The organism is Micromonospora sp. CNZ285 (assembly GCF_004637285.1).
On sequence record NZ_SPQD01000001.1, the window covers coordinates 5,123,117 to 5,142,408 of the forward strand.

Sequence of the window (19,292 nt, forward strand, 5' to 3'; positions counted from 1 at the left end):
GGGAGCAGCGCGTGATCGTTACCGGTTGGGGGTCAGACACTCGTCCCGTGGAACGGTCGTGTCGTCGTGACCTCTGAGCGGCCCACGCTGCCGGGCCCGCCCTATTTCTTCCTCAGCTATGTCCCCCCGCCGACACACAACGACCGCACTCCGGGCGACCACTGGGTCCGCCGCTTCTATCACGATCTCAACCTGGCGATCGACGGCCGGCCCGGCGATCGGGTACGCCGGCAGGGCTTCGCCGACTTCATGGTGCGGCCGCCGGAGGCCCGGACGGAACGAAAACGCACCGCGCTGGCCGAGGCCGAGGTGTTCGTCCCGCTGTACTCACCGGACTACCTCAACCGGGACGACTCGCGCCGGGAACGGGAGTGGTTCCGGCAACGGCTCATCCGGGCCGGCCGCCCGCCGGACGGCGACAACATCCTGCCGGTCCTGTGGATCCCGTCGCCCGCCGCCCTCCACGCGCCGGACCAGGCCCGGGCCGTGGCGATGGCCGCCGACGTGGACGTGTACGCCGCGAACGGCATGAGCGCGCTCTGCCGGCTCCAGAAGTTCCAGGACGCCTACAAGGAGGTGCTGGGCCGCTTGGCGCAGCACATCGTCGACACCGCCGAGCAGACGCCGCTGCAACCGGCCGAGCCGCCGACCGGCCCGACCGACCTGCCGTCGTCCCCGACCAGCGAGGTGCCGTTCCGGGCGGTGGTGATCGCACCCGAGCAGCCGGCCGACCCGGAGCGGCTCAACGGGCGGTCCGACACCCACGCCGGCCGGTGGCGCCCGTTCCGCGGCCGGCCGCCGGTCATCGAGGACGTGACCGACGCGGTGCAGCGACTGCGGATGCCGATCGACGTCCGCGACTTCGTCCCCGACGCCGGACTGTTCCGGTCCTGTCCGGGCGTACTCATGATCGATCCTCTGGTGGTCGAGACGCCGGACGGCGTGGAGGCCGTCCAGGCGGCCGTCGACTGCCTGCACGGCTGGGTGGGCGTCGTACTGATCAGCGAGGACGCCCACCATGCACACCGCTCGCACGCGGCCGGGCTGCTCGACCGGGCGGTGACCATGCTCTCCGCCACCACACGCCCGCTGAAGATCACCACGTGGGACGACTGGCGGACCGAGATCCACGATCTGGTCCGCCGGATGCGACGCCGCTACCTGGAGGCGGGACCGACCTACCCGCCACCGGGACCGCCCATCAACAAGCCCCGGCTCTGGGAGAACCCGCCGTCCGACGAGGGAGTGGACACATGACCCGACGCGAGGGACAGGTCGTCACCTTCTACTCCTACAAGGGCGGCACCGGCCGGACGATGGCGCTGGCGAACGTCGCCTGGATCCTCGCCGCCAACGGCAAGCGGGTGCTCGCCGTCGACTGGGACCTGGAGTCCCCCGGCCTGTCGCGCTTCTTCGCGCCGTTCATCGACCGGGACGCGCTGGAGAGCACCGGCGGAGTGATCGACCTGATCCGGGAGTACGAGTGGGCGACCACCACCAAGCAGGACAAGGGCGACGACCGCTGGCACGAGCAGTACGCCCGGGTGCACAAGTACTCGTTCTCGCTGAACTGGTCCAACTTCCCCGGTGACGGGACGCTGGACTTCCTCGGCGCGGGCCAGCAGAACAACGACTACGCGGGCGCGCTCGCCGGGATGAACTGGGACGAGTTCTACGAGCGGCAGGGCGGCGGCTACTTCTTCGACGCGCTGCGCGCCGACATGAAGCGCAACTACGACTACGTGCTGATCGACAGCCGCACCGGGTTCTCCGACGTCGCCGACATCTGCACCATCCAACTGCCGGACGTGCTTGTCACCTGCTTCACCCTCAGCGAGCAGGGCATCACCGGCGCGGCGAAGGTGGCACGGCTGGTCGAGCACCGGTACGGGTCGCGGCGGATCCGGGTGCTGCCGGTGCCGATGCGCATCGACCCGGCGGAGAAGGTCAAGGCGGACACCGGGCGGGCGGTGGCGCGGCAGCGCTTCAGCGGCCTGCCCAGCGCCATGAGCGAGGCCGAACGGGACCGGTACTGGGCCCGGATGCAGGTGCCCTACCAGGCGTTCTACGCGTACGAGGAGCTGCTCGCCACGTTCGCCGACCAGCCAGGCGTCAACGGGTCACTGCTGTCCGCGTACGAGCTGCTGGCCCGGGAGATCACCCGGGGCGAGGTGGAGTCGCTGCCGCCGATGAGCAGCGCGATCCGCGAGCGGGTCAACGCGCGGTTCACCCGTACCTCCAACTCGGTGGAGAACGAGATCATGCTCCGGCACGCCCCGTACGACCGGGTGTGGGCGGAGTGGATCGGGCACCTGCTGGTCTCGGCCGACGTCCGGGTGACCGACCCGTGGTTCACCGACGACGAGGCGCCCCGGACGGCCCGGGAGCTGATCATCGTCTCCGAGGCGAACGCCAACGAGGAGGCGGTGCTCGCCGCGCCGGACCGCTCGCCCGACCAGGTGCCGCTCGTCGTCTACGTGGCCGACGTGCGGCGCCTGGCGAACGTGCCCGCCGCGCACACCGTGTCGGTCGCCGGGCTGGAGGCGCGTACCGCCGCCGCGCGGATCCTGCGCCTGGTCGGCCGCGAGGGCGTGCCGGCGGACCTGGAACTGCCGACCGGTCCCCGGTTCCCCGGCCGGGACAACACGGTGTTCGAGGTGCCGGGCCGCAACAAGCGCTTCACCGGCCGCGAGGCGGACCTGCGCGAGCTGCGGACGCTGCTGCGCAGCAGCCCGAAGGTGGTGCTCTCCGGCACCGGGCCGGTGGCGTTGCAGGGCATGGGCGGCATCGGCAAGAGCCAGCTCGCGCTGGAGTACGCCCACCGCTACCGCGCCGCGTACGACATGGTGTGGTGGATCGACGCCGACCAGGTGCCGTTCATCGAGTCGGCCATCGGTGACCTCGCGCCCTACCTGGGCGTACCGTCGTCCGAATCGAACCGGGAGAACGCCCGGCTGGTGCTCCAGGCGCTGCGCCGCACCGACCTCCGGTGGCTGCTGATCATGGACAACGCGGACGAGGTCGAGGGCGTCCTGCCGTACGTGCCGGACGGCAAGGGCCACGTCGTGATCACGTCCCGGAACCTGCAGTGGGTCGAGCGGGCCACCACGATCCCGGTCGACGTGTTCAAGCGCGCGGAGAGCATCCAGCACCTCACCGAGCGGGTGCCGACCATGCGCGTCGACCAGGCCGACCGGATCGCCGCCCTGCTGGGCGACCTGCCGATCGCCGTGACCGCCGCCGCGGCCTGGCTGGCCGACACCGGCCACTCGGTCGACAGCTACCTCACCGAGATCGCCAAGTTCGGGCCGGGCGCGGTGATGGAGCCGAACAGCAACGTCTCCGTGGAGGCCACCTGGGAGCTGTCGCTCAACCACCTGCGGACCCGGAACCCGGCGGCCTACCGGGTGCTGCAACTGTGCTCGGTGTTCGCCCCGGAGATCTCCGCCGACCTGGTCTACAGCGACGAGTTCGCCGAGGCGCTCGTGCCGTTCCACCCGCAGGCCAAGGAACGGCTGGTCCGCCAGCAGCTGGTGCAGCAGGCCAACCGGCTCGCCCTGGTCCGGGTCGACCTGCGGGCCGAGAGCCCGTCCGGCGGTGAGCGGGGCCGGGGCGGCCTGGTGCTCATGCACCGCCTGCTCCAGCACGCCGTCCGGTCCCGGATGACCGAGGAGGAACTCGACGAGGCGCGCCGCCAGGTCCACCTCGTGCTCGCCGCCGCCCGGCCCGAGGGCGAGGTGGACGACCCCGACGGCTGGCCCCGGTTCCGGGTCATCTGGCCGCACCTGGAGGCGTCGAAGGCCCCGCTGAGCCACCGGGTGGAGGTGCGGGCGCTGATGATCGACCGGGTCCGCTACCTCCAGTTGCGCGGCGACCTGGAGACCGGCCGGCGGCTCGGTGAGGAGGTCGCGCAGACCTGGGAGCAGATGCTCGCCGAGGAGACCGACGCACGGGCGCGCGACGACCTGCGCCGGCAGTTGCTGCACCTGCAGTTCAACCTCGCCAACATCCTCGCCTTCCTCGGGCAGTTCACCGAGTCCCGGGCGCTGGACGAGGAGGTCCTCGCGGCCCAGCGGGAACTGCTCGGCGAGGACCACCCGCACACCCTGATGACCGCCGGCGGGCTGGCACGCGACCTGCGCGGCATGGGCAAGTACAACGAGGCGCTGCGCCTGGACGAGATCACGTTCAACGCGTGGAAGCGGAACTTCACCGAGGAGCACCCGCGCACCCTCGTCGCGCTGAACAACCTCGCCACCACCCAGCGCCTGATGGGCGACTTCCGGGAGGCCCGCAAGAACGACGAGATGGTGCTGGCCGGGCGCCGCGCGATCCTCGGCGAGGACCACCCGGACACGCTCGCCTCGTCCGCGTACGTGGGCATCGACATGCGCGACGCCGGCGACTACGAGCAATCCATCGCCCGGCTCCGCGGCGTCCACCGGGACCTGCTGCGCACGGCCGGTGCCGAGCACCTGATGACCCTGCGCGCGCAGACCAACCTGGCGGTGTCGCTGCGCTCGGCGGGGCACGCGGTCGAGGCGGGCAAGCTCCTCGAAGCGGCGTACGAGCTGCTGAACGAGCGGTTCGGGCCGGACAACCCGGAGACGCTGACCTGCCGGCTGAGCCTGTCCGTCAACCTGCTCACCGTCGACCTGTTCCAGCGGGCCAGCCGGGAACTGACCGAGGTGCACCGCGTCTACCAGAACAACCTCGGCCCTGGGCACCCGCTGACGCTCGTCTGCTTGGTCAACCTCGCCATGGTGGCCCGCCGCGCCGGGGACTTCGCCGAGGCCCGGCAGCTCGCCGGCCGGTCCGCCGACGCGCTCGCCGACGTGCTGGGCGACGACCACCCGTACCCCCTCTCGGGGTGGATGAACCAGGCCATCTGCATCGCCGAGCAGCCCGACCCGCCGGAAGGCCGGGAGGCGGCGGACCTGGAGGCGCTGGCGCTGTTGCGACGTGCCCACGACGGCCTCGACCGGATGCTCGGCCGCGACCACCCGAACACGCTGCGCTGCCGGGCGAACCTGACGGTGATGCAGGAGCGGGTGGAGGGCGGCCGGCGGGCGGAGCTGGAGGCGATCACCCGCGAACTGACCTACCGGCTGGGCGAGAGCCACCCGGCGGTCGAGACCCTCCGGGAGAACCGGTTGCAGCGGCGCATCATCGACCCGCATCCGATCTGACGGTGGCCCGCTCCACCGGGTCGGCCAGCCAGGCGAGGATCTCCGGCAGCACCTCCACCGCGCCGAAGTGCGCGCTGCGCGGCTGCACGTGCAACTGTGCGCCGGGGATCTGCTCGGCCAGCCAGCGGGTGTGGCTGGCCGGGGCGAAGTTGTCGTCCGCGCCGTGCCAGAGCCGTACCGGCATCCGGATGTCCGGGAGCGTGACGCCCCAGTCGGTGCGCAACGCCAGCACGTCGTCGATCCAGCCGTGCGGCCCCTGGCGCAACGCCTCGGCATAGGCGTCGGTGAGCTGCCGGCGGATCGGCACCCCGGCCACCACCCGGCGGTCGGCTTCGGTCATCTGCCCGACCAGCAGCGCCAGCAGCGAGCCCGGGTCGTCCATCGTGCGTTCGGCCCGCAGCCGCAACTGCTCGGCGAGCATCGGCACGTCGTGCTCGGCGGCGCCGTAGTCGCGCACGTTGGCGTCGGTCATGCCGCCGAACCAGTCCAGCCCGGTCGCGCCGGCCGGGGCGAGGCCGACCAGGACCGCGGTCCGCCGTACCCGGTCCGGCAGCAGCGCGGCGCAGGCCAGGGCGTGCGGGCCGCCGCCGGAGCGCCCCACCACCGAGAACCCGTCCAGGCCCAGGTCGTCGGCGATGGCGGCGACGTCCGCCGCGGCGTCCGCGACGCGGCGGCCGGGCAGCCGGCTGGAGCCGCCGTAACCCGGCCGATCGTACGAGATCAGCCGTACGCCGAGCCGGTACAGCACGATGGACCGTGGTCGTGGACCGTTGCGGCTGCCGGGGGTGCCGTGCATCAGGAACACGGGCCAGCCGCGTTCCGCCCCGGCGATGTCGACCGCCAGGTTCCTCCTTCCCGTCCGGACGATGTGCTCTCGGTGCCTGGGCGAGTGTGCCAATCGGGGCCTCCGGACGGGTGGTGGCGGTACGGGCGGCGTGGTCAGACCGCCTCGGCGGCCGGGATCGGGCCGGCCCGGCCGGCGTGGTCGGACCGGTCGGACTGATCGGCGTGGTCGGACTGGTCGGCGTGGTCGTCGGATGCGGCGAGGGCGCGCAGCGTGTCGAGGGCTGATGCCAGCGAGACCTCGGCCGGCACCCGGTCGTGGGCCCGCAGATAGTCCAGGAGCAGCCGGCACAGGCTCGCCTCGTCGAGGAACTCGTCCGGCAGCCGGTGCGCGAGCAGGGCGTGCATCGTCTTCGGTGGGATCTTCGGCCAGGCCAGTTCGGCGTACTCGTCCAACGCCATCAGCAGCCACAGCGCGGTGCGGTTGTCGGCCCGCGCGGCGGCGAACTGCTCGGCCATCTCGGCCGACACCACGCCGTCCTCCAGCGGCAACTCCGCGAGCCGGTCCTCGATGTCGGCGAGCACCCTCCGGACCCGGGGCACGTACCGCTGCGGCAGCCGGTGGAGCCCGTGCCGCAGGATGAGCGCGTGCAGCACCGCGTGGTCGTCGGTCGAACCGAGCGAGTCGACCAGTTCCGGGAACTCGTCGATCAGGTACGGGCACGAGATGATCAGCTCGGGTGGCGCGGTGGGCGAGTCGGGCAGCCGGCTCAGCGCCACCCGGGTCAGCCCGCACACCACCTCGCGGGGCAACTGCGCGCCGTCCTCGGCGAGGCATTCCAGCAGGACCGTGGCGCTCGTGCTGGACACCGCCTCCGGTGACTCGACCGCACGCGCCCACAGCCGCCGGTAGCTGCGCTCGTCGTACAGGATGAGCTGGTGCAGCGACGGCACCGGCCAGCGGCGGGTGGCGAGCGACACCAGGTCGGCGTGGAAGCGGCCGGCCTCGAAGCTGTCCGGCTGCTGACCGCGCCACGTCCGCGCGCCCGCCTGCAACTGGCCGTAGGTGGTGATGTCGCCGAGCAGCCGCGCCTCCTCGGCGGCCACGTTCACCGTCTCCCCCCGGCGTTCGCGCCGCCGCTCGGCGATGATCCGGCCGTCGGCGTCCCGGTTCAGCCAACTGATCATCGCGAGCTGGCCCTTCTCGTCCAGCCCGGCCCGCCACAGCCGGACCGTGGACACCCAGGTCGCCTCGTCCATCAGGTCGGTGTGGCGTACTCCGTCGGGTGACACCAGCGCGGCGAGCGCGACCAGGTTCGCGGTGTACGCGGCGAGCAGCCGCACCGGGTCGTACGGCGCGGGCCGGTAGCCGTCCACGCCGGCCAGGTTCGTCCGCTGCCGGGCCTCGGCCAGCAGGCCGGAGATGGTCTCCACGATCCCGTCCCGCTCGTCCGGGTGGCGGAGGCCGAGCTCGCGGGCGAAGCCGACCACCGCCTCCCGCTTCACCAGCGGCTGGTGGGAGAGCAGCGCCCGGAACTGACCGGTGTCCAGTTGATAGCCGAAGCCGGCCGGGCTGCGGGTGTGCCGGCGCAGCTCGGCCAGGCTCCGCAGCGCCCCGACGACGTACTCGGCGATCAGGAAGTCCCCGATCGTGGTGTGCAGGAACTCGTACGTGCGCCGGGCGTCCTCGCCCTGCACGTCGTCCGGGCCGTAGACCACGAAGAACGCGGCGGTGACCAGCTGTTCCGGGCCGAGCACGTCGCCGAGTTCGAACCGGGAGGCGTCACCGCTCCGGGAGCCGAAGCAGTCCAGGTCGAGGCGGAGCGCGGCCCGGTTCACCAGTTCCCGGTTGCGGTTGAACATGGCGAACGCGGTGATCGCCAGGTCGCGCCGGAGCTGGTGCTCGCGGGCCTCCCGCTCGTGGTGCGCGAGCGCGGTCGGCGCCTTCTCGCTGACCTGCCGCCTGATGAACGCGGTGAGCAGGCCGGTGAACAGGTCAGACCGCGAGATGGCGGCACCGGGGCGGCGGTCGGCCCAGTGCTCGTTGTAGTAGATCGCGAGCAGCGTGAGCAGCAGCGGCTGGCGGGCCAGCTCGCCGTGCGACAGCAGTTCGCCGGCGGACAGCCGGCGGTAGCCGGGCCGGTCCTCGTTCGCCGCGTTGACGGCGGCCAGCCAGGCCGTCACCTGGGCGTCGGTCAGGTCTTCCAGCCGGACCAGCACGGTGCCCTGCGGCACGCTGGCGCGGTCCATCACCAGGATCCGGGACGTGATGATCGGAATGATCGAGTAGCCCAGGTCCCACTGGGCCTCCTGGAACTCGGCCACCCGGTCGATGTACTGCGAGTGGGCGGTGCCGGTGACCTGGACGAGTTCGTCGAACCCGTCGAAGATCACCACGACGGTGGTGTGCTGGGTGGCCCGGCGCAGGTCCGCCCAGCGGATACGCTCGTCCATCACCTGCTCGATCGCGGCCTCGATCTGCTCGGTCGGCGACGTGTCCCCGGACATCCGGCGCAGCGGCACCACTATCGCGGTGAACCGGCTCGCCGGCAGCCGGGCCGCGATCACCCGGGTCAGCAGCGTCTTGCCGGCGCCCGGCTGGCCGAGGAGCAGCAGCGGGCGGTGCAGGCTCGCCGGGTCGGTCAGGTACCGGGAGAGGAACCCGACGAGGTCACCGCGGCGCGGCTGGTCGTCCCACCAGGCCTCCCGCTCCGGTGACGTGTGCTTGCCGTACTCGGCGGCCCGGAAGTCGGGGCTGATGAAGCCGCTGTCCACGTTCGGCAGCCGCAGGTGGAAGTCGACGTCCTTGATCCGCAGCAGCGGCTGCCGGAACACCGCCGCGAGCGAGCCGGTGAGCCGGTCGAGGGATTCGCGGAGCAGGTCGGGCCGGTCGGTGGCGACCGGCCCGGACAGCTCGGCGAGGTTGCGGTAGAGCTCCGCCAGCGCGTCCAGCCGGGCCGAGACCTCGGTGGTGAGAGTGCGGTTGTCTCTCAGGTTGTGCTCGATCGCCTGCCGCATCATCCGGAACCCGAACTCGGGGAGGTCCGTGGCGAGACGGTCGAAGCGGTCCTGGTAGTGCGACATGGCCCGGCTCACCACGCGCGAGCGCAGCGACGTGAGGTCGAGCCCGCGCCGCACCGACGGCCAGGCGGCCAGTCCCTCGCAGAACGCGATGGTGGCGTCGTAGAGCCTGACGTACGCGGCCTCGACGTCCCGGCGGGTGTCGTCCATGCCGTACACCGAGGAGGGCAACGGGAAGTAGCCACCGTCGATCTCCTGCGGGAGCGTGTGGTGCCGCCGCTCGGCCGGCACCATGCCGGCCTTTTCCTCGTCGGTCAGTTCCAGCCTGTCGAAACCCGGCCCGACCTCGTCCCGGAAACCGTCGAAGAACGCGGAGAGGGCCAGCACGGTGTGGCTGGCCTCCAGCAGCTCGTAATACGATTTCCCGCCGGTTGTCCGGATGCGGCCGGCCTGGTTTCCGGTGGCGTCCCGGACGAGCTGCACGAGTGCGTTCTTCGGGCCGAGCAGCGCGAGCGCCGTACCGTGGGAGAGGGCCCCAGCGCCCAGGATCCCCGCGCTGACGACCTTGTCGGTCTCGGTGATGCGCGTGCTGCCCGGGGCCAGCAGTCGTAACGCATCTCGATAGCTGAGGCTCGAACGGCGCGGCATGCCGCCCCTTCCGCTGCTGGCGATCGGATTCTTCAAGGATAGAAACTTCAGTGACGGAAAGCTATCGATTCCTCACCGGGCGGCGGCTTTACGACGACTTTTCCATTCATTCATCTCATTCATCCGGTAAATGCGGCGAAGGCGTCCGGCCCTTATGGTCGACGGGTGGACCACACACGGGTACGGCAGGCGTACGGGGCGGTCGCGACGCTCTACATCGAACTGTTCGGCACCACCGGCAAGGTGCACGCGGACGACCTCGCGCTCATCGGCCGGCACCTGACCGTCCGGACCGGTCCGGTGCTCGACCTGGGATGCGGGCCCGGCCACCTCACCGACCATCTCCGTTCGCTCGGCGTCGACGCCACCGGGATCGACATGGTTCCCGAGTTCGTCGCGCACGCGCAGGCGACGCATCCGGGCGGCGCGTACCGGCTCGGGTCGCTGGACGACCTCGCCGTCCCCGACCACTCCGTCGCGGGCATCCTCGCCTGGTACTCGCTGATCCACCTCCCGCCACCGGACCTCGACGGCGTGCTGGCGGAGTTCCGCCGCGCGATCGTCCCGGGTGGACGGCTCGTGGTCGGCATCTTCGTCGGCGACGAGGTGGGAGCCTTCGACCACAAGGTCGCCACCGCGTACCGCTGGCCGGTGGACGAGTTCTCCGCGCGCCTGCGGCGGGCGGGGTTCGCGGAGGTCGAGCGCCTGACGCGCCTCGACGACGAGGCCCACCGCCCGCACGCCGCCGTCGCGGCCGTGGCTTCCGGGGCCTGAGCGCGCACCATCGTCACCAGGCCGCAACCGAACGCGGATCCCGGGGTGACACGGCGCTGTCACCGTCGGAGCATGGCCGCACGAAGGGGTACGAGGACACGCCGGGCCGACGCGACACCGGCCGCCGCCCGGATCGTGCTGGCCAGGGGTCGGTCCTGGTCACCGACTTCGGCGACAGCGGGGAGGTGCTGCGGACGGTCCCGCTCGACGAGTTCACGAAATGGGCGAGAAAGCGTGCTGACCGCTGTGTCAGGATCGGCGTTCGGAGTTCGACGGCCGGAAGGACACCATGCCCGCGTACGCCATCGCCCACCTCCAGGACGCCGCCCCGCACCCGGACATCGCCGAGTACATCGAGCGGCTCCCCGGCACCCTCGCCCCGCACGGCGGCCGTTTCCTCGTGCACGCCACGCCGCACGAGGTGAAGGAGGGCGTCTGGCCCGGAGCCGTCGTGATGCTCGGCTTCCCGGGCATCGCCGAGGCGCGGGCCTGGTGGGACTCGCCCGCCTACCAGGAGATCGCGCCGCTGCGCTCGCGGCACATCGAGGGCGACATCATCCTGGTCGAGGGCGTCCCCGACGACTACTCCCCGACCGGCATCGTGCAGGCGATCCGGGCGGCGGCGTCCTGAGCCGGCGCGCCCGCGGCCTCGGGATCGTCGTCGGGCCGCTGCCGACCGGGCCGCACAACGCGATCACCGACGTCCCCGGCGTCCTGGTGGGTCACACCACCGTCGACGACGGCGCCGACCTGCACACCGGCGTCACCGCGATCGTGCCGAGCGGGCTCGGCCCCGGACGGTGGACGCTGCCCGCCGCGGTGTACGCCGGCAACGGCCACGGGAAGCTCGTCGGCTCGACGCAGGTGGACGAACTCGGCGTACTGGAGTCCCCGGTCGTGCTGACCGCCACGCTGTCGGTGTTCCGGGCGGCGGACGCGCTGCTCGGGCATCTGATGGAGCGCCGACCGGACGGGCTGTCGTTCAACCCGCTGGTCGGTGAGACGAACGACGGTCACCTGTCGGACATCCGCCGCCGCCCCATCACCGAGGCCCACGTCCTGGCCGCGGTCGCCGGGGCGAGCGGCGGACTCCCCGCCGAAGGTTGTGTCGGCGCCGGTACCGGCACCACCGCGCTGGGCTACAAGGCGGGCATCGGCACCTCGTCGCGCACGGTCCAGGCCGCCGGCCATACACGGACGGTCGGCGCGTTGGTCCAGTCCAACTTCGGCGGCGTCCTCACCGCGCTCGGCGTGCCGCTACCCGTCGACGAGTTGGTCCCGGCCGCCGACCGGACCGAGCCACCGGGCAACTCGTGCATGATCGTGGTGGCGACCGACGTGCCCCTGGACGCGCGACAGCTCCGGCGGCTCGCCCGCCGGGCGGTGTTCGCGATGGCCCGGGTAGGTGCGTCGTTCAGCAACACCAGCGGGGACTACGCGATCGCGTTCACCACGTCGGATCAGCAGCCGATCCCGGACGGCGCGATCGATCCGGTGTTCGCCGGCGTGCTGGACGCGGTGGAGGAGGCGCTGCTCAACTCGCTGTTCACCGCCGTCACCACCACCGGCGTGGGCGGTCGTACCAGTCACGCGGTTCCCCACCGGGCCGCCGTCGAGCGGCTGGCGGCGGCGGGACGGCTCGCGGCCCGGCCGTACGCCTGATCCACCGCGCCTCCCGCCGTCGGCCGTTCGGCGAGGGGCCGAGTCCGATCATCCGCCGCATCGATGCCGATGTTCCGGCCGTCGCCGACCGTTTCGTCGCTTATCACGCCGGTAAGGGCTGGTCTGTCGGCTCGGCGACACTCCCGTGCGGACACATCGCTCCACACTGCCCGCTGTGACCGAACTCCCTCCCCAGAATTCCCGGCGCGAACAGGCGCCGCTGCCCGACAAGTCCGGCATCCCGTTCGCGACACCGCCACGGCCGTCGTGGTGGAGCCGCCGGTCGGCTGCGATCAAGGTGTTCCTCGGCCTCGCCTGCAGCGGCGCGCTGCTGGGCATCGGCATGACCGGATGCGCCACTTCCGAGCCGAGCGGATCGCCGGAGAAGGTGGCCCAGGAGGTGCCGACAGTGGCAGCGCCCACCACCACGGCCCCCGCGCCCGAGGTCAGCACCGTGTCGCCCGAGCCGTCGCCGTCATCCACTACGGCCGCGCCGACCACCGCGAAGCCCGCGGCGAAGCCGACCCCGCGCAAGACCACGAAGCCCGCCGTCTACTACAAGAACTGCGATGCCGTACGCGCAGCCGGCAAGGCGCCGCTGCTGCGCGGCCAGCCGGGGTACCGGACCGGACTGGATCGCGACCTCGACGGCGAGGCGTGTGAGCCGGGTGGCGGCAACGGCGACTCCGGCGGGGGCAGCACCGGCGGCGGCAGTTCAGGCGGCGGCAACGACCCGCGCTTCGGCACCTGCAAGGAGGCGAACGCCAACGGGTACGGCCCGTACAAGCAGGGCAAGGATCCGGAGTACTACTGGTACATCGACCGGGACAACGACGGCATGGTCTGCGAGTGACACGCGACGCCGGGGCGGAATCGTGCGGTGCCGCCCCGGCAGTCAGTCCAGCTCGGCGTCGAATGCCTGCCGGGCGTGCTCGATCTGCGCCATGTGGGCGTCGGCCCATTCGAGCAGCACGTCGACCGGCGCACGCAACGTCTTGCCCAGCGGCGTGATCCGGTACTCGACAGCTACCGGGCGCGTCGCCACGACGTGACGTTCCACGATGCCGTTGCGTTCGAGTCGCCGCAGCGTCGCCGTGAGCGACTTCTGCGTCACCGCCGGGATCGCGCGGCGCAGCTCGTTGAAGCGGCACGGACGCTCGCACAGCTCGTTGAGGACGCTCAGCGACCACTTGTCCAGCACCTGGTCGAGCAGTTCGCGGTGCGGCGCGTCGATGCGCAGCTCGCCCGTACCGGGGGTGGCGGTATCGCTCATGAAACCAGGTCTCCTTGAAGTGTCCTTCGTCAACTAGGTATCAATGGTAAACCTCAGTTGCCCAGTCAAGGAGCACCGATGTCCGTCACCCGTTTCAGCCCTGCCGGTCTTCAGCCGGACACGCCGTACCACCACGTCGCGGTGGCCACCGGATCACGCCACATCCACGTCAGCGGCCAGGTCGCACGACTGGCCGACGGCTCAGCCGTCGCACCCGGGGACCTGGCCGGTCAGGTCGCGCAGGTGCTGCGCAACACCGGCCGCGCCCTCGCCGGCGCGGACTCGTCGTTCGAGGACGTGGTCCGGTTGACCTTCTACGTCACCGACTGGGCGCCCGAGAAGATCGGGCCGTTCATGGCCGGGATCGAGTCCGTCGCCGAGGAGCTCGGGCTGCCGCAGCCACTTCCGCCGGCGTCGCTGATCGGGGTCGATCACCTCTTCGAGCCCGACGTGCTGGTGGAGTTGGAGGCGACAGCGATCGCACACTGAGCGCCGGGGTGCCCCTACGGTCCAGGGTCAGCTGGAGTTCACCGTAGGGGCACCTGGTCGACCACACCCACCTGAGCCGTTTTCGGTGGCCTGGGTGGGCCATCGGGATCAGCCCGTGGTGCAGGAACGGATCTGAGGTCTGGCGCTGCTGTTGCCGTTCATCATCGTGGTGAAGCCGAAGGTGTTGCCGCTGCCGTTGGACCGCATCGTCATCACGTAACCGGTGCTGTCCCAACTGGGGGAGCCGTTCCAGGTGGTGGAGACCCGCTGCGGCGGGGTCAGAGCCACGACCACGGTCCAGTTGCTGGCCCCCTGAACCGTCACCGAGGTGTTGTACCGGTCACCCCAGACGTTGGGGGTCGTCGCCGTCGCTGTGCACCCGCCGCTGGGAGGCGGAGTGGTCGGCGGCGGAGTGGTCGGCGTGCCGGTCGGCGCCGGAGTGGTCGGCGGCGGAGTACCGTCCGGGGCCACCGCTCGGCCGGTGCTCGGTGAGATCATGCCCGGACAGAGGTTGCGGCTGCTCAGGTTGGCCATGATCTGCGGGATCGCGTCGCGGGTGTTCTGAATGCCGTCGTGCATCAGGATCACCTGGCCGGCCTGGAGGCGGCTGGCGTTGGAGACGATCTGGCTGACGCTGGCGCCGTTCCAGTCCTGGGAGTCGACGTCCCAGATCACCTGACGCAGGCCGAGCGACGAGGCGACCGACTGGAGGGTCGAGTTGGTCTCCCCGTAGGGCGGGCGGAACAACTGCGGCCGGACGCCGGTCGCCGACTGGATCGCCGCGTTGGTCTGGGAGAGGTCCGACTGCATCTGGCTCTGACTCATCGAGGTCATGTGCGCGTGGTTCCAACTGTGGTTGGCCACCCACATGCCCGCGTCGACCTGGGCCCGCGCGGCGGACGGGTTGCTCTGCACGTTCTGCCCGACGTTGAACATGGTCGCCCGTACATTGTTCGCGCGCAGCACGGACAGCAGTGCGCTGGTGCTGCCGGTCGGCCCGTCATCGAAGGTGAGGCCGACGTACCCGTTGCAGACGGCGGCGCTGGACGGAGTTGCGGCGACCGCGAGACCGGCGGCACTCAGCGCCACGGCGGAGGCGAGCACCGCCAACCGGACGGTGAGACGCGATGTTCGGGGGGTGGACGGGCGGCGGGAGCCGCCGATGCTGGCGTACATGCGCAGGTCCTCCTCGGGACGGGTGACACCTGACGACGCATGGCTTTAATCGACAGAGATTGATGCCAACGCGTTCGGAGTATCGCAGCGGCGTTTCGAACACGTCAACGATTTTCCGGAAGTTTTCCGGAACAGACCGGCCGCACCTCGTGGGGCTGGCTGAGCACGGCGGGCGCGGCCATCAGCCGACACGCGGCGCACTGGTCGGCACCGACCCGCAGAAACGATCAAGGCCGTGACCCGCGTTAACGCGGGTCACGGCCTTGATCGTGAAGTGCGCCCGAAGGGACTCGAACCCCTAACCTTCTGATCCGTAGTCAGATGCTCTATCCGTTGAGCTACGGGCGCTTGGTGCTCGGCCAGTCTACACAACCGGCTTTCGCGCGGAGACTCCGGGATTCGAACCCGGGAGGGGCTTTAAGACCCCAACCGCATTAGCAGTGCGGCGCCATAGACCAGACTAGGCGAAGTCTCCCTGGTGACCCACGAGGTCACCGCGCCCGAGGATACAGGTCCGTACCCGCCCGGGGCAAAGCGGATACCGGGACCGACCCCCGCCACCGCGTTTCCGTCGTGTGCCGGATCACGCCCACGGCTACGCTCCATCGATATGCAGGAGCAGCCGCCGAGCGATCCGCCCCGTCGCGAGCCCGCCCCCAAGGCCCGGCGGAGCCGCTCCCCACGACCGACGTTCAACCCACCGACACCGGAACCCGCCGCGGAGAACGCGACGAGCGACACACCGCCGCCCCGGCGTCCGCGCCGGGCGGCGCCCACTGTCGTCTTCCAGCCGCCGACGCCGGCCGCCGACGCACCGCCGGCGCCGCGCCCGCGCCCGGCCGCCGATCCCTCACCAACCGATCCGGGTACGCCCGCCGAGCACGCCGCTCCGAAGGCTTCTGTCGACGGCCCGGGTACGCCTCCGGCAGCGCACGCCGCCTCGGGGACGTCCACGACTCCCTCGGGTACGACTGCCGCAGAGCCGTCGCCGAGCGCCGGGGAGGGCACGCTCCCGGCCGATGAGAGGCCCGTCACAGCAGAGCAGCAGCAAGCCACCGAGCCTCCGGCCGGGCCGGTCTCCCCACCGGCCGGGGAGGAAGCGCCGAAGCGGGCGCGCCGCGCTCCCGCCGCCAAGAAGGCCGCCCCGGTCGCGAAGAAAGCGGCCCCAGTTGTGAAGAAGGCTGCGCCGGCGGTCAAGAAGGCCACTCGGAAGGCGTCGCCTCCGAAGCAGGAGACGGCGATCACCGCTCCCGAGCCCGCACCCGCCGACCGAGAGCCCCGCAGCACCGAGCCTGTCACGGCGGAAAGGCCCGTCACCGCACCTCCGCCCGGCCGGACCCGCCGGACCACGAAAGCCGCCCCGCCGGCGGCGATGGCGAACCCGGCAACGGCGAACCCGGCAGCCGCCGACACCACGACACCCCACGCGGAGCAGTCCGACGAGCCGACGCACGGCACGGTCGTCGAGCGGGCCCCCTCACCACCCGACATCACGCGTACCCCGATGGAGGGCTGGCGGGCGGTGGGGCCGCAGCTGCGCGACCACCCCGGGTTCGCGCCGGAGCTGCTGGCCCTTGCGGCGGTCGACGCGCTCGGGCCGCGGGCCTCGGCCTGGGTGGAGCAGGTCCGGCGGGCCTACCCGGAGGCGGACGCCGACGGGGTGGCCCGGCTGGCGACCCGGCGGTTCGTGCGGATGGCCGGTACGGGTGGGGCGCTGGCGGCGGGCGCCGGGTTGTTCGCTCCGGTCGCGGAGCTGGCGACGGTGCTGTGGACGCAGGCGAACCTGGTGCTGCATCTGGCGGCGGCGTACGGGCGGGATCCGGCGCATCCGGATCGGGCGGCCGAGCTGCTGGTGCTCACGTTGGTGCACCCGGACGACGGCACCGCGCGGGCGGCGCTGGCGGCGGCTCGGGCTGCTGATGCTCCGGCGGAGGGTCCGTGGGGGCGGGTGGCGGAGGCGGCCTGGCGGCTGGCGACGCCGGTGGCCGCGCAGGCGGGTGGCTGGCTCGGGCTGCGGTTGGCGGCCCGGTTGCTGCCGGGAGCGGCGGCGTTGGCGGCGGCGGTCGGCGGTACGGCAGCCGCGGAGCGACTCGCCGCGCGGGCGGTCGCCCGCTATCGGACGTGATCGACACCAGTTCGGCGAGCCGGCGCGGTCAGGCGGGCCCGATGCCGCCACTTTCCCGATCTGGCGGCGGACGGAACGCCTGCCGGGCCGGCGCGGTCAGAGCCAGTCGAACCAGGACTTCGGCAGCATCGCGTAGCCGACGAACGCGAAGATGTCGAGCAGCGTGTGCGCGACGATCAGCGGGGCGACCCGGCGGGTACGCAGGTAGAACAGCCCGAAGATCACGCCCATCACGGCGTTGCCGACGAACGCGCCGAAGCCCTGGTAGAGGTGATAGGAGCCGCGCAGCAGCGCGCTCGTGGCGAGCACCGCGCCGATCCGCCAGTTGAGCTGCCGCAGCCGGGTGATCAGGTAGCCGACCACGATCACCTCCTCCAGCACGGCGTTCTGCACGGCGGCGAGGATCAGCACCGGCACCGTCCACCAGAGGTCCGGCAGAGCGGCCGGGACCAGCGTGGCGTTGAGGCCGAGCTGCGCCGCCGCCCAGAACAGCGCCAGCCCGGGCAGGCCGATGAGCGCGGTCAGGCCCGCGCCCCGGGCCAGGTCCGAGGCGGGCCGGCGGAAGTCGACGCCGAGCGTCCGTGCCGGGTCGCCGGGGTCGCGGGCCAGCAGGTGTACGGCGAGCAGCACCGGCAGCAGCGCGAAGACGATCCCGAGCAGCTGGTACGTGAGGTCCAGGTACGGCCGGGCCGACGCGGAGGTGTTCAGCGCGGCGGTCTGCTTGGACAGTCCGCCGGTCGCGGTCAGCTTCGCGATCAGCGAGACGAGCGCGTACACGGCCGACTGGCCGAGGGACAGACCGAGCACGAGCAGCGTCTCGGTGCCCAGCATCCGGCGGGAGACCGGACGGGCCAGCTCGTCAACCGTCACCGGACCATGAAAGCACTTCGGCGACCGGGCCGGACGGTCGCACAGCCTGTGCGACCGGCGTACACGCTCCGTGGACATTCTATGCGGGCCGATCCGCCCGTACGGAGAAGGAGCGTGCCCCTGTGGAGAACTTCGCGCGGCTGCTGAAGGAGAGCTGGACCCTGGTCGAGGAGCACCGGGAGCGGCTCAGCGGTCACTTCTACGCCCGGCTGTTCCTCCTCGACCCGGAGCTGCGCAAGCTCTTCCCGGTGCAGATGAACGGCCAGGGGGACCGCATCCTGGAAGCCATCGTCACGGCCACCCAGACGGTGGGCGACCCGGAGAGCTTCGACGAGTATCTGCGCGCGCTGGGCCGGGACCACCGCAAGTACCACGTGTCGGCCGAGCACTACGCGACGATGGGCGTCGCGCTGCTCGACGCGCTGCGCAGCACCGCCGGGGACGGCTGGAACCTGGAGTACGACCAGGCGTGGCGGGAGGCGTACGCGGGCATCAGCGAGCGGATGCTGGCCGGTGCGGAGGCGGACGAGAACCCGCCGTACTGGCACGCCGAGGTGCTGACGCACGAGCGGCACGGCCCGGATACCGCGGTGCTGACTGTGCGCGCGCTCCAGGATCCGCTGCCCTGGCGGGCCGGCCAGTACGTGAGCGTGGAGGTGCCGCGCTACCACCCGCGGGTGTGGCGGACGTACTCGGTGGCGAACGCGCCGAATGAGGGGAACGTGCTGGAGTTCCACGTGCGAACGCCGCCTGGTGCGGCCGGGTGGGTGTCGGGCGCGCTGGTACGCCGCACCAAGCCGGGTGACCTGCTGCGGGTGGCCGCGCCGATGGGTTCGATGACGTTGGACCCGGAGTCCACCCGGGACGTGCTCTGCGTGGCCGGCGGCGTCGGCCTGGCCCCGATCAAGGCGCTGGTGGAGGAGCTGACCCGGGTCAACCGCACGCGCTGGGTGCACGTGTTCTACGGTGCGCGCCGCCCGGACGAGCTGTACGGGCTGCCCGGCCTGGAGGACCTCGTGGCGTCCCACCCGTGGTTGTCGGTGACGCCGGCGTGCAGCGAGGACCCGGACTTCGGCGGCGAACTCGGTGACGTCTCCGAGGTGGTCACCCGGTACGGCCCGTGGACCACGCACGACTGCTACGTCTCCGGCTCGGCCGCCATGGTCCGGGCCACCCTGCGGGCGCTCGCCGCCGACGACGTCTCGCCCGACCACATCCGGTACGACACGTTCGGCAACCTCTGAACCTTGCTCCCCCCGAGCCGGGTCGCGTGCCCCCGCCC

At 71.8% G+C, this 19,292-nt stretch carries 14 protein-coding genes and 2 tRNA genes; 9 read left to right on the forward strand and 7 right to left on the reverse strand.

Going from position 1 to position 19,292, the window contains the following annotated elements; genetic code table 11:
• The first annotated feature begins 66 nt into the window (after positions 1-66).
• Positions 67-1,257 carry a TIR-like protein FxsC gene (locus CLT75_RS23315; protein ID WP_135242470.1) on the forward strand — a complete coding sequence of 397 codons (1,191 nt, stop codon included), beginning with the start codon at positions 67-69 and terminating at the stop codon, positions 1,255-1,257.
• Positions 1,254-5,189, forward strand: coding sequence for an FxSxx-COOH system tetratricopeptide repeat protein (gene fxsT / locus CLT75_RS23320; protein ID WP_135242471.1), 3,936 nt, complete (start codon positions 1,254-1,256; stop codon positions 5,187-5,189). Before CLT75_RS23315 ends, fxsT begins: the two co-directional genes overlap by 4 nt.
• Here the strand turns inward: fxsT and CLT75_RS23325 are convergent.
• On the reverse strand, positions 5,167-6,087 hold the full coding sequence (locus tag CLT75_RS23325) for an alpha/beta fold hydrolase (RefSeq protein ID WP_135242472.1): 921 nt from the start codon (positions 6,085-6,087) through the stop codon (positions 5,167-5,169). The two genes, fxsT and CLT75_RS23325, sit on opposite strands and share 23 nt — an antisense overlap.
• 41 nt (positions 6,088-6,128) lie before the next feature.
• The gene (locus CLT75_RS23330; protein WP_135242473.1) at positions 6,129-9,641 is read right to left on the reverse strand and encodes an NACHT N-terminal helical domain 7-containing protein; all 3,513 of its coding nucleotides are present in this window, start codon (positions 9,639-9,641) and stop codon (positions 6,129-6,131) included.
• A gap of 165 nt (positions 9,642-9,806) precedes the next feature.
• On the opposite strand from CLT75_RS23330, the gene CLT75_RS23335 reads away from it, so the two are divergent.
• The 4 genes from CLT75_RS23335 (at position 9,807) to CLT75_RS23350 (ending at position 12,930) form a co-directional block, all read left to right on the forward strand.
• Positions 9,807-10,415, forward strand: a complete 609-nt coding sequence (locus tag CLT75_RS23335) for a class I SAM-dependent methyltransferase (protein WP_135242474.1) — start codon at positions 9,807-9,809, stop codon at positions 10,413-10,415.
• A gap of 289 nt (positions 10,416-10,704) precedes the next feature.
• Positions 10,705-11,046 carry a DUF1330 domain-containing protein gene (locus CLT75_RS23340; protein WP_135242475.1) on the forward strand — a complete coding sequence of 114 codons (342 nt, stop codon included), beginning with the start codon at positions 10,705-10,707 and terminating at the stop codon, positions 11,044-11,046.
• Positions 11,047-11,084: 38 nt separating this feature from the next.
• Positions 11,085-12,077: a P1 family peptidase gene (locus CLT75_RS23345; protein WP_209310487.1), complete on the forward strand. Its 993-nt coding sequence runs from the start codon at positions 11,085-11,087 to the stop codon at positions 12,075-12,077.
• A gap of 175 nt (positions 12,078-12,252) precedes the next feature.
• Entirely contained in the window at positions 12,253-12,930 is a 678-nt protein-coding gene (locus CLT75_RS23350) for an excalibur calcium-binding domain-containing protein (protein WP_486485253.1), read from the forward strand.
• A 42-nt stretch (positions 12,931-12,972) separates the two neighbouring features.
• Here the strand turns inward: CLT75_RS23350 and CLT75_RS23355 are convergent, their stop codons facing one another.
• Entirely contained in the window at positions 12,973-13,350 is a 378-nt protein-coding gene (locus tag CLT75_RS23355; protein ID WP_135242476.1) for a winged helix-turn-helix transcriptional regulator, read from the reverse strand.
• Positions 13,351-13,428: 78 nt separating this feature from the next.
• Between CLT75_RS23355 and CLT75_RS23360 the strand changes: the two genes are divergently transcribed.
• Entirely contained in the window at positions 13,429-13,839 is a 411-nt protein-coding gene (locus CLT75_RS23360; RefSeq protein ID WP_135242477.1) for a RidA family protein, read from the forward strand.
• A 108-nt stretch (positions 13,840-13,947) separates the two neighbouring features.
• Here the strand turns inward: CLT75_RS23360 and CLT75_RS23365 are convergent, their stop codons facing one another.
• The 3 genes from CLT75_RS23365 to CLT75_RS23375 form a co-directional block, all read right to left on the reverse strand.
• Positions 13,948-15,015 (reverse strand): polysaccharide deacetylase family protein, encoded by a 1,068-nt coding sequence (locus CLT75_RS23365; protein WP_135242478.1) that lies wholly within the window; start codon positions 15,013-15,015, stop codon positions 13,948-13,950.
• A gap of 275 nt (positions 15,016-15,290) precedes the next feature.
• Positions 15,291-15,363 (reverse strand) — tRNA-Arg (locus CLT75_RS23370).
• Between the two features lie 36 nt (positions 15,364-15,399).
• Positions 15,400-15,490 (reverse strand) — tRNA-Ser (locus CLT75_RS23375).
• A gap of 897 nt (positions 15,491-16,387) precedes the next feature.
• Here CLT75_RS23375 and CLT75_RS23380 point away from each other — a divergent pair.
• Positions 16,388-17,140, forward strand: a complete 753-nt coding sequence (locus CLT75_RS23380; protein WP_486485254.1) for a hypothetical protein — start codon at positions 16,388-16,390, stop codon at positions 17,138-17,140.
• Positions 17,141-17,236: 96 nt separating this feature from the next.
• Here the strand turns inward: CLT75_RS23380 and CLT75_RS23385 are convergent, their stop codons facing one another.
• Positions 17,237-18,010 (reverse strand): CPBP family intramembrane glutamic endopeptidase, encoded by a 774-nt coding sequence (locus tag CLT75_RS23385; RefSeq protein WP_013477452.1) that lies wholly within the window; start codon positions 18,008-18,010, stop codon positions 17,237-17,239.
• 122 nt (positions 18,011-18,132) lie between these two features.
• Here CLT75_RS23385 and CLT75_RS23390 point away from each other — a divergent pair, with 122 nt between their 5' ends.
• On the forward strand, positions 18,133-19,254 hold the full coding sequence (locus CLT75_RS23390; protein ID WP_135242480.1) for a globin domain-containing protein: 1,122 nt from the start codon (positions 18,133-18,135) through the stop codon (positions 19,252-19,254).
• The last annotated feature ends 38 nt before the right edge of the window (positions 19,255-19,292 follow it).

What these genes read in the sequence shown, in the direction of transcription:
- fxsT (WP_135242471.1), top strand. Translation starts at nt 1,254, where the DNA reads ATGACCCGACGCGAGGGACAGGTCGTCACCTTCTACTCCTACAAGGGC.
- CLT75_RS23330 (WP_135242473.1), bottom strand. Translation starts at nt 9,641, where the DNA reads ATGCCGCGCCGTTCGAGCCTCAGCTATCGAGATGCGTTACGACTGCTG.
- CLT75_RS23340 (WP_135242475.1), top strand. Translation starts at nt 10,705, where the DNA reads ATGCCCGCGTACGCCATCGCCCACCTCCAGGACGCCGCCCCGCACCCG.
- CLT75_RS23355 (WP_135242476.1), bottom strand. Translation starts at nt 13,350, where the DNA reads ATGAGCGATACCGCCACCCCCGGTACGGGCGAGCTGCGCATCGACGCG.
- CLT75_RS23360 (WP_135242477.1), top strand. Translation starts at nt 13,429, where the DNA reads ATGTCCGTCACCCGTTTCAGCCCTGCCGGTCTTCAGCCGGACACGCCG.
- CLT75_RS23365 (WP_135242478.1), bottom strand. Translation starts at nt 15,015, where the DNA reads ATGTACGCCAGCATCGGCGGCTCCCGCCGCCCGTCCACCCCCCGAACA.
- CLT75_RS23380 (WP_486485254.1), top strand. Translation starts at nt 16,388, where the DNA reads ATGGCGAACCCGGCAACGGCGAACCCGGCAGCCGCCGACACCACGACA.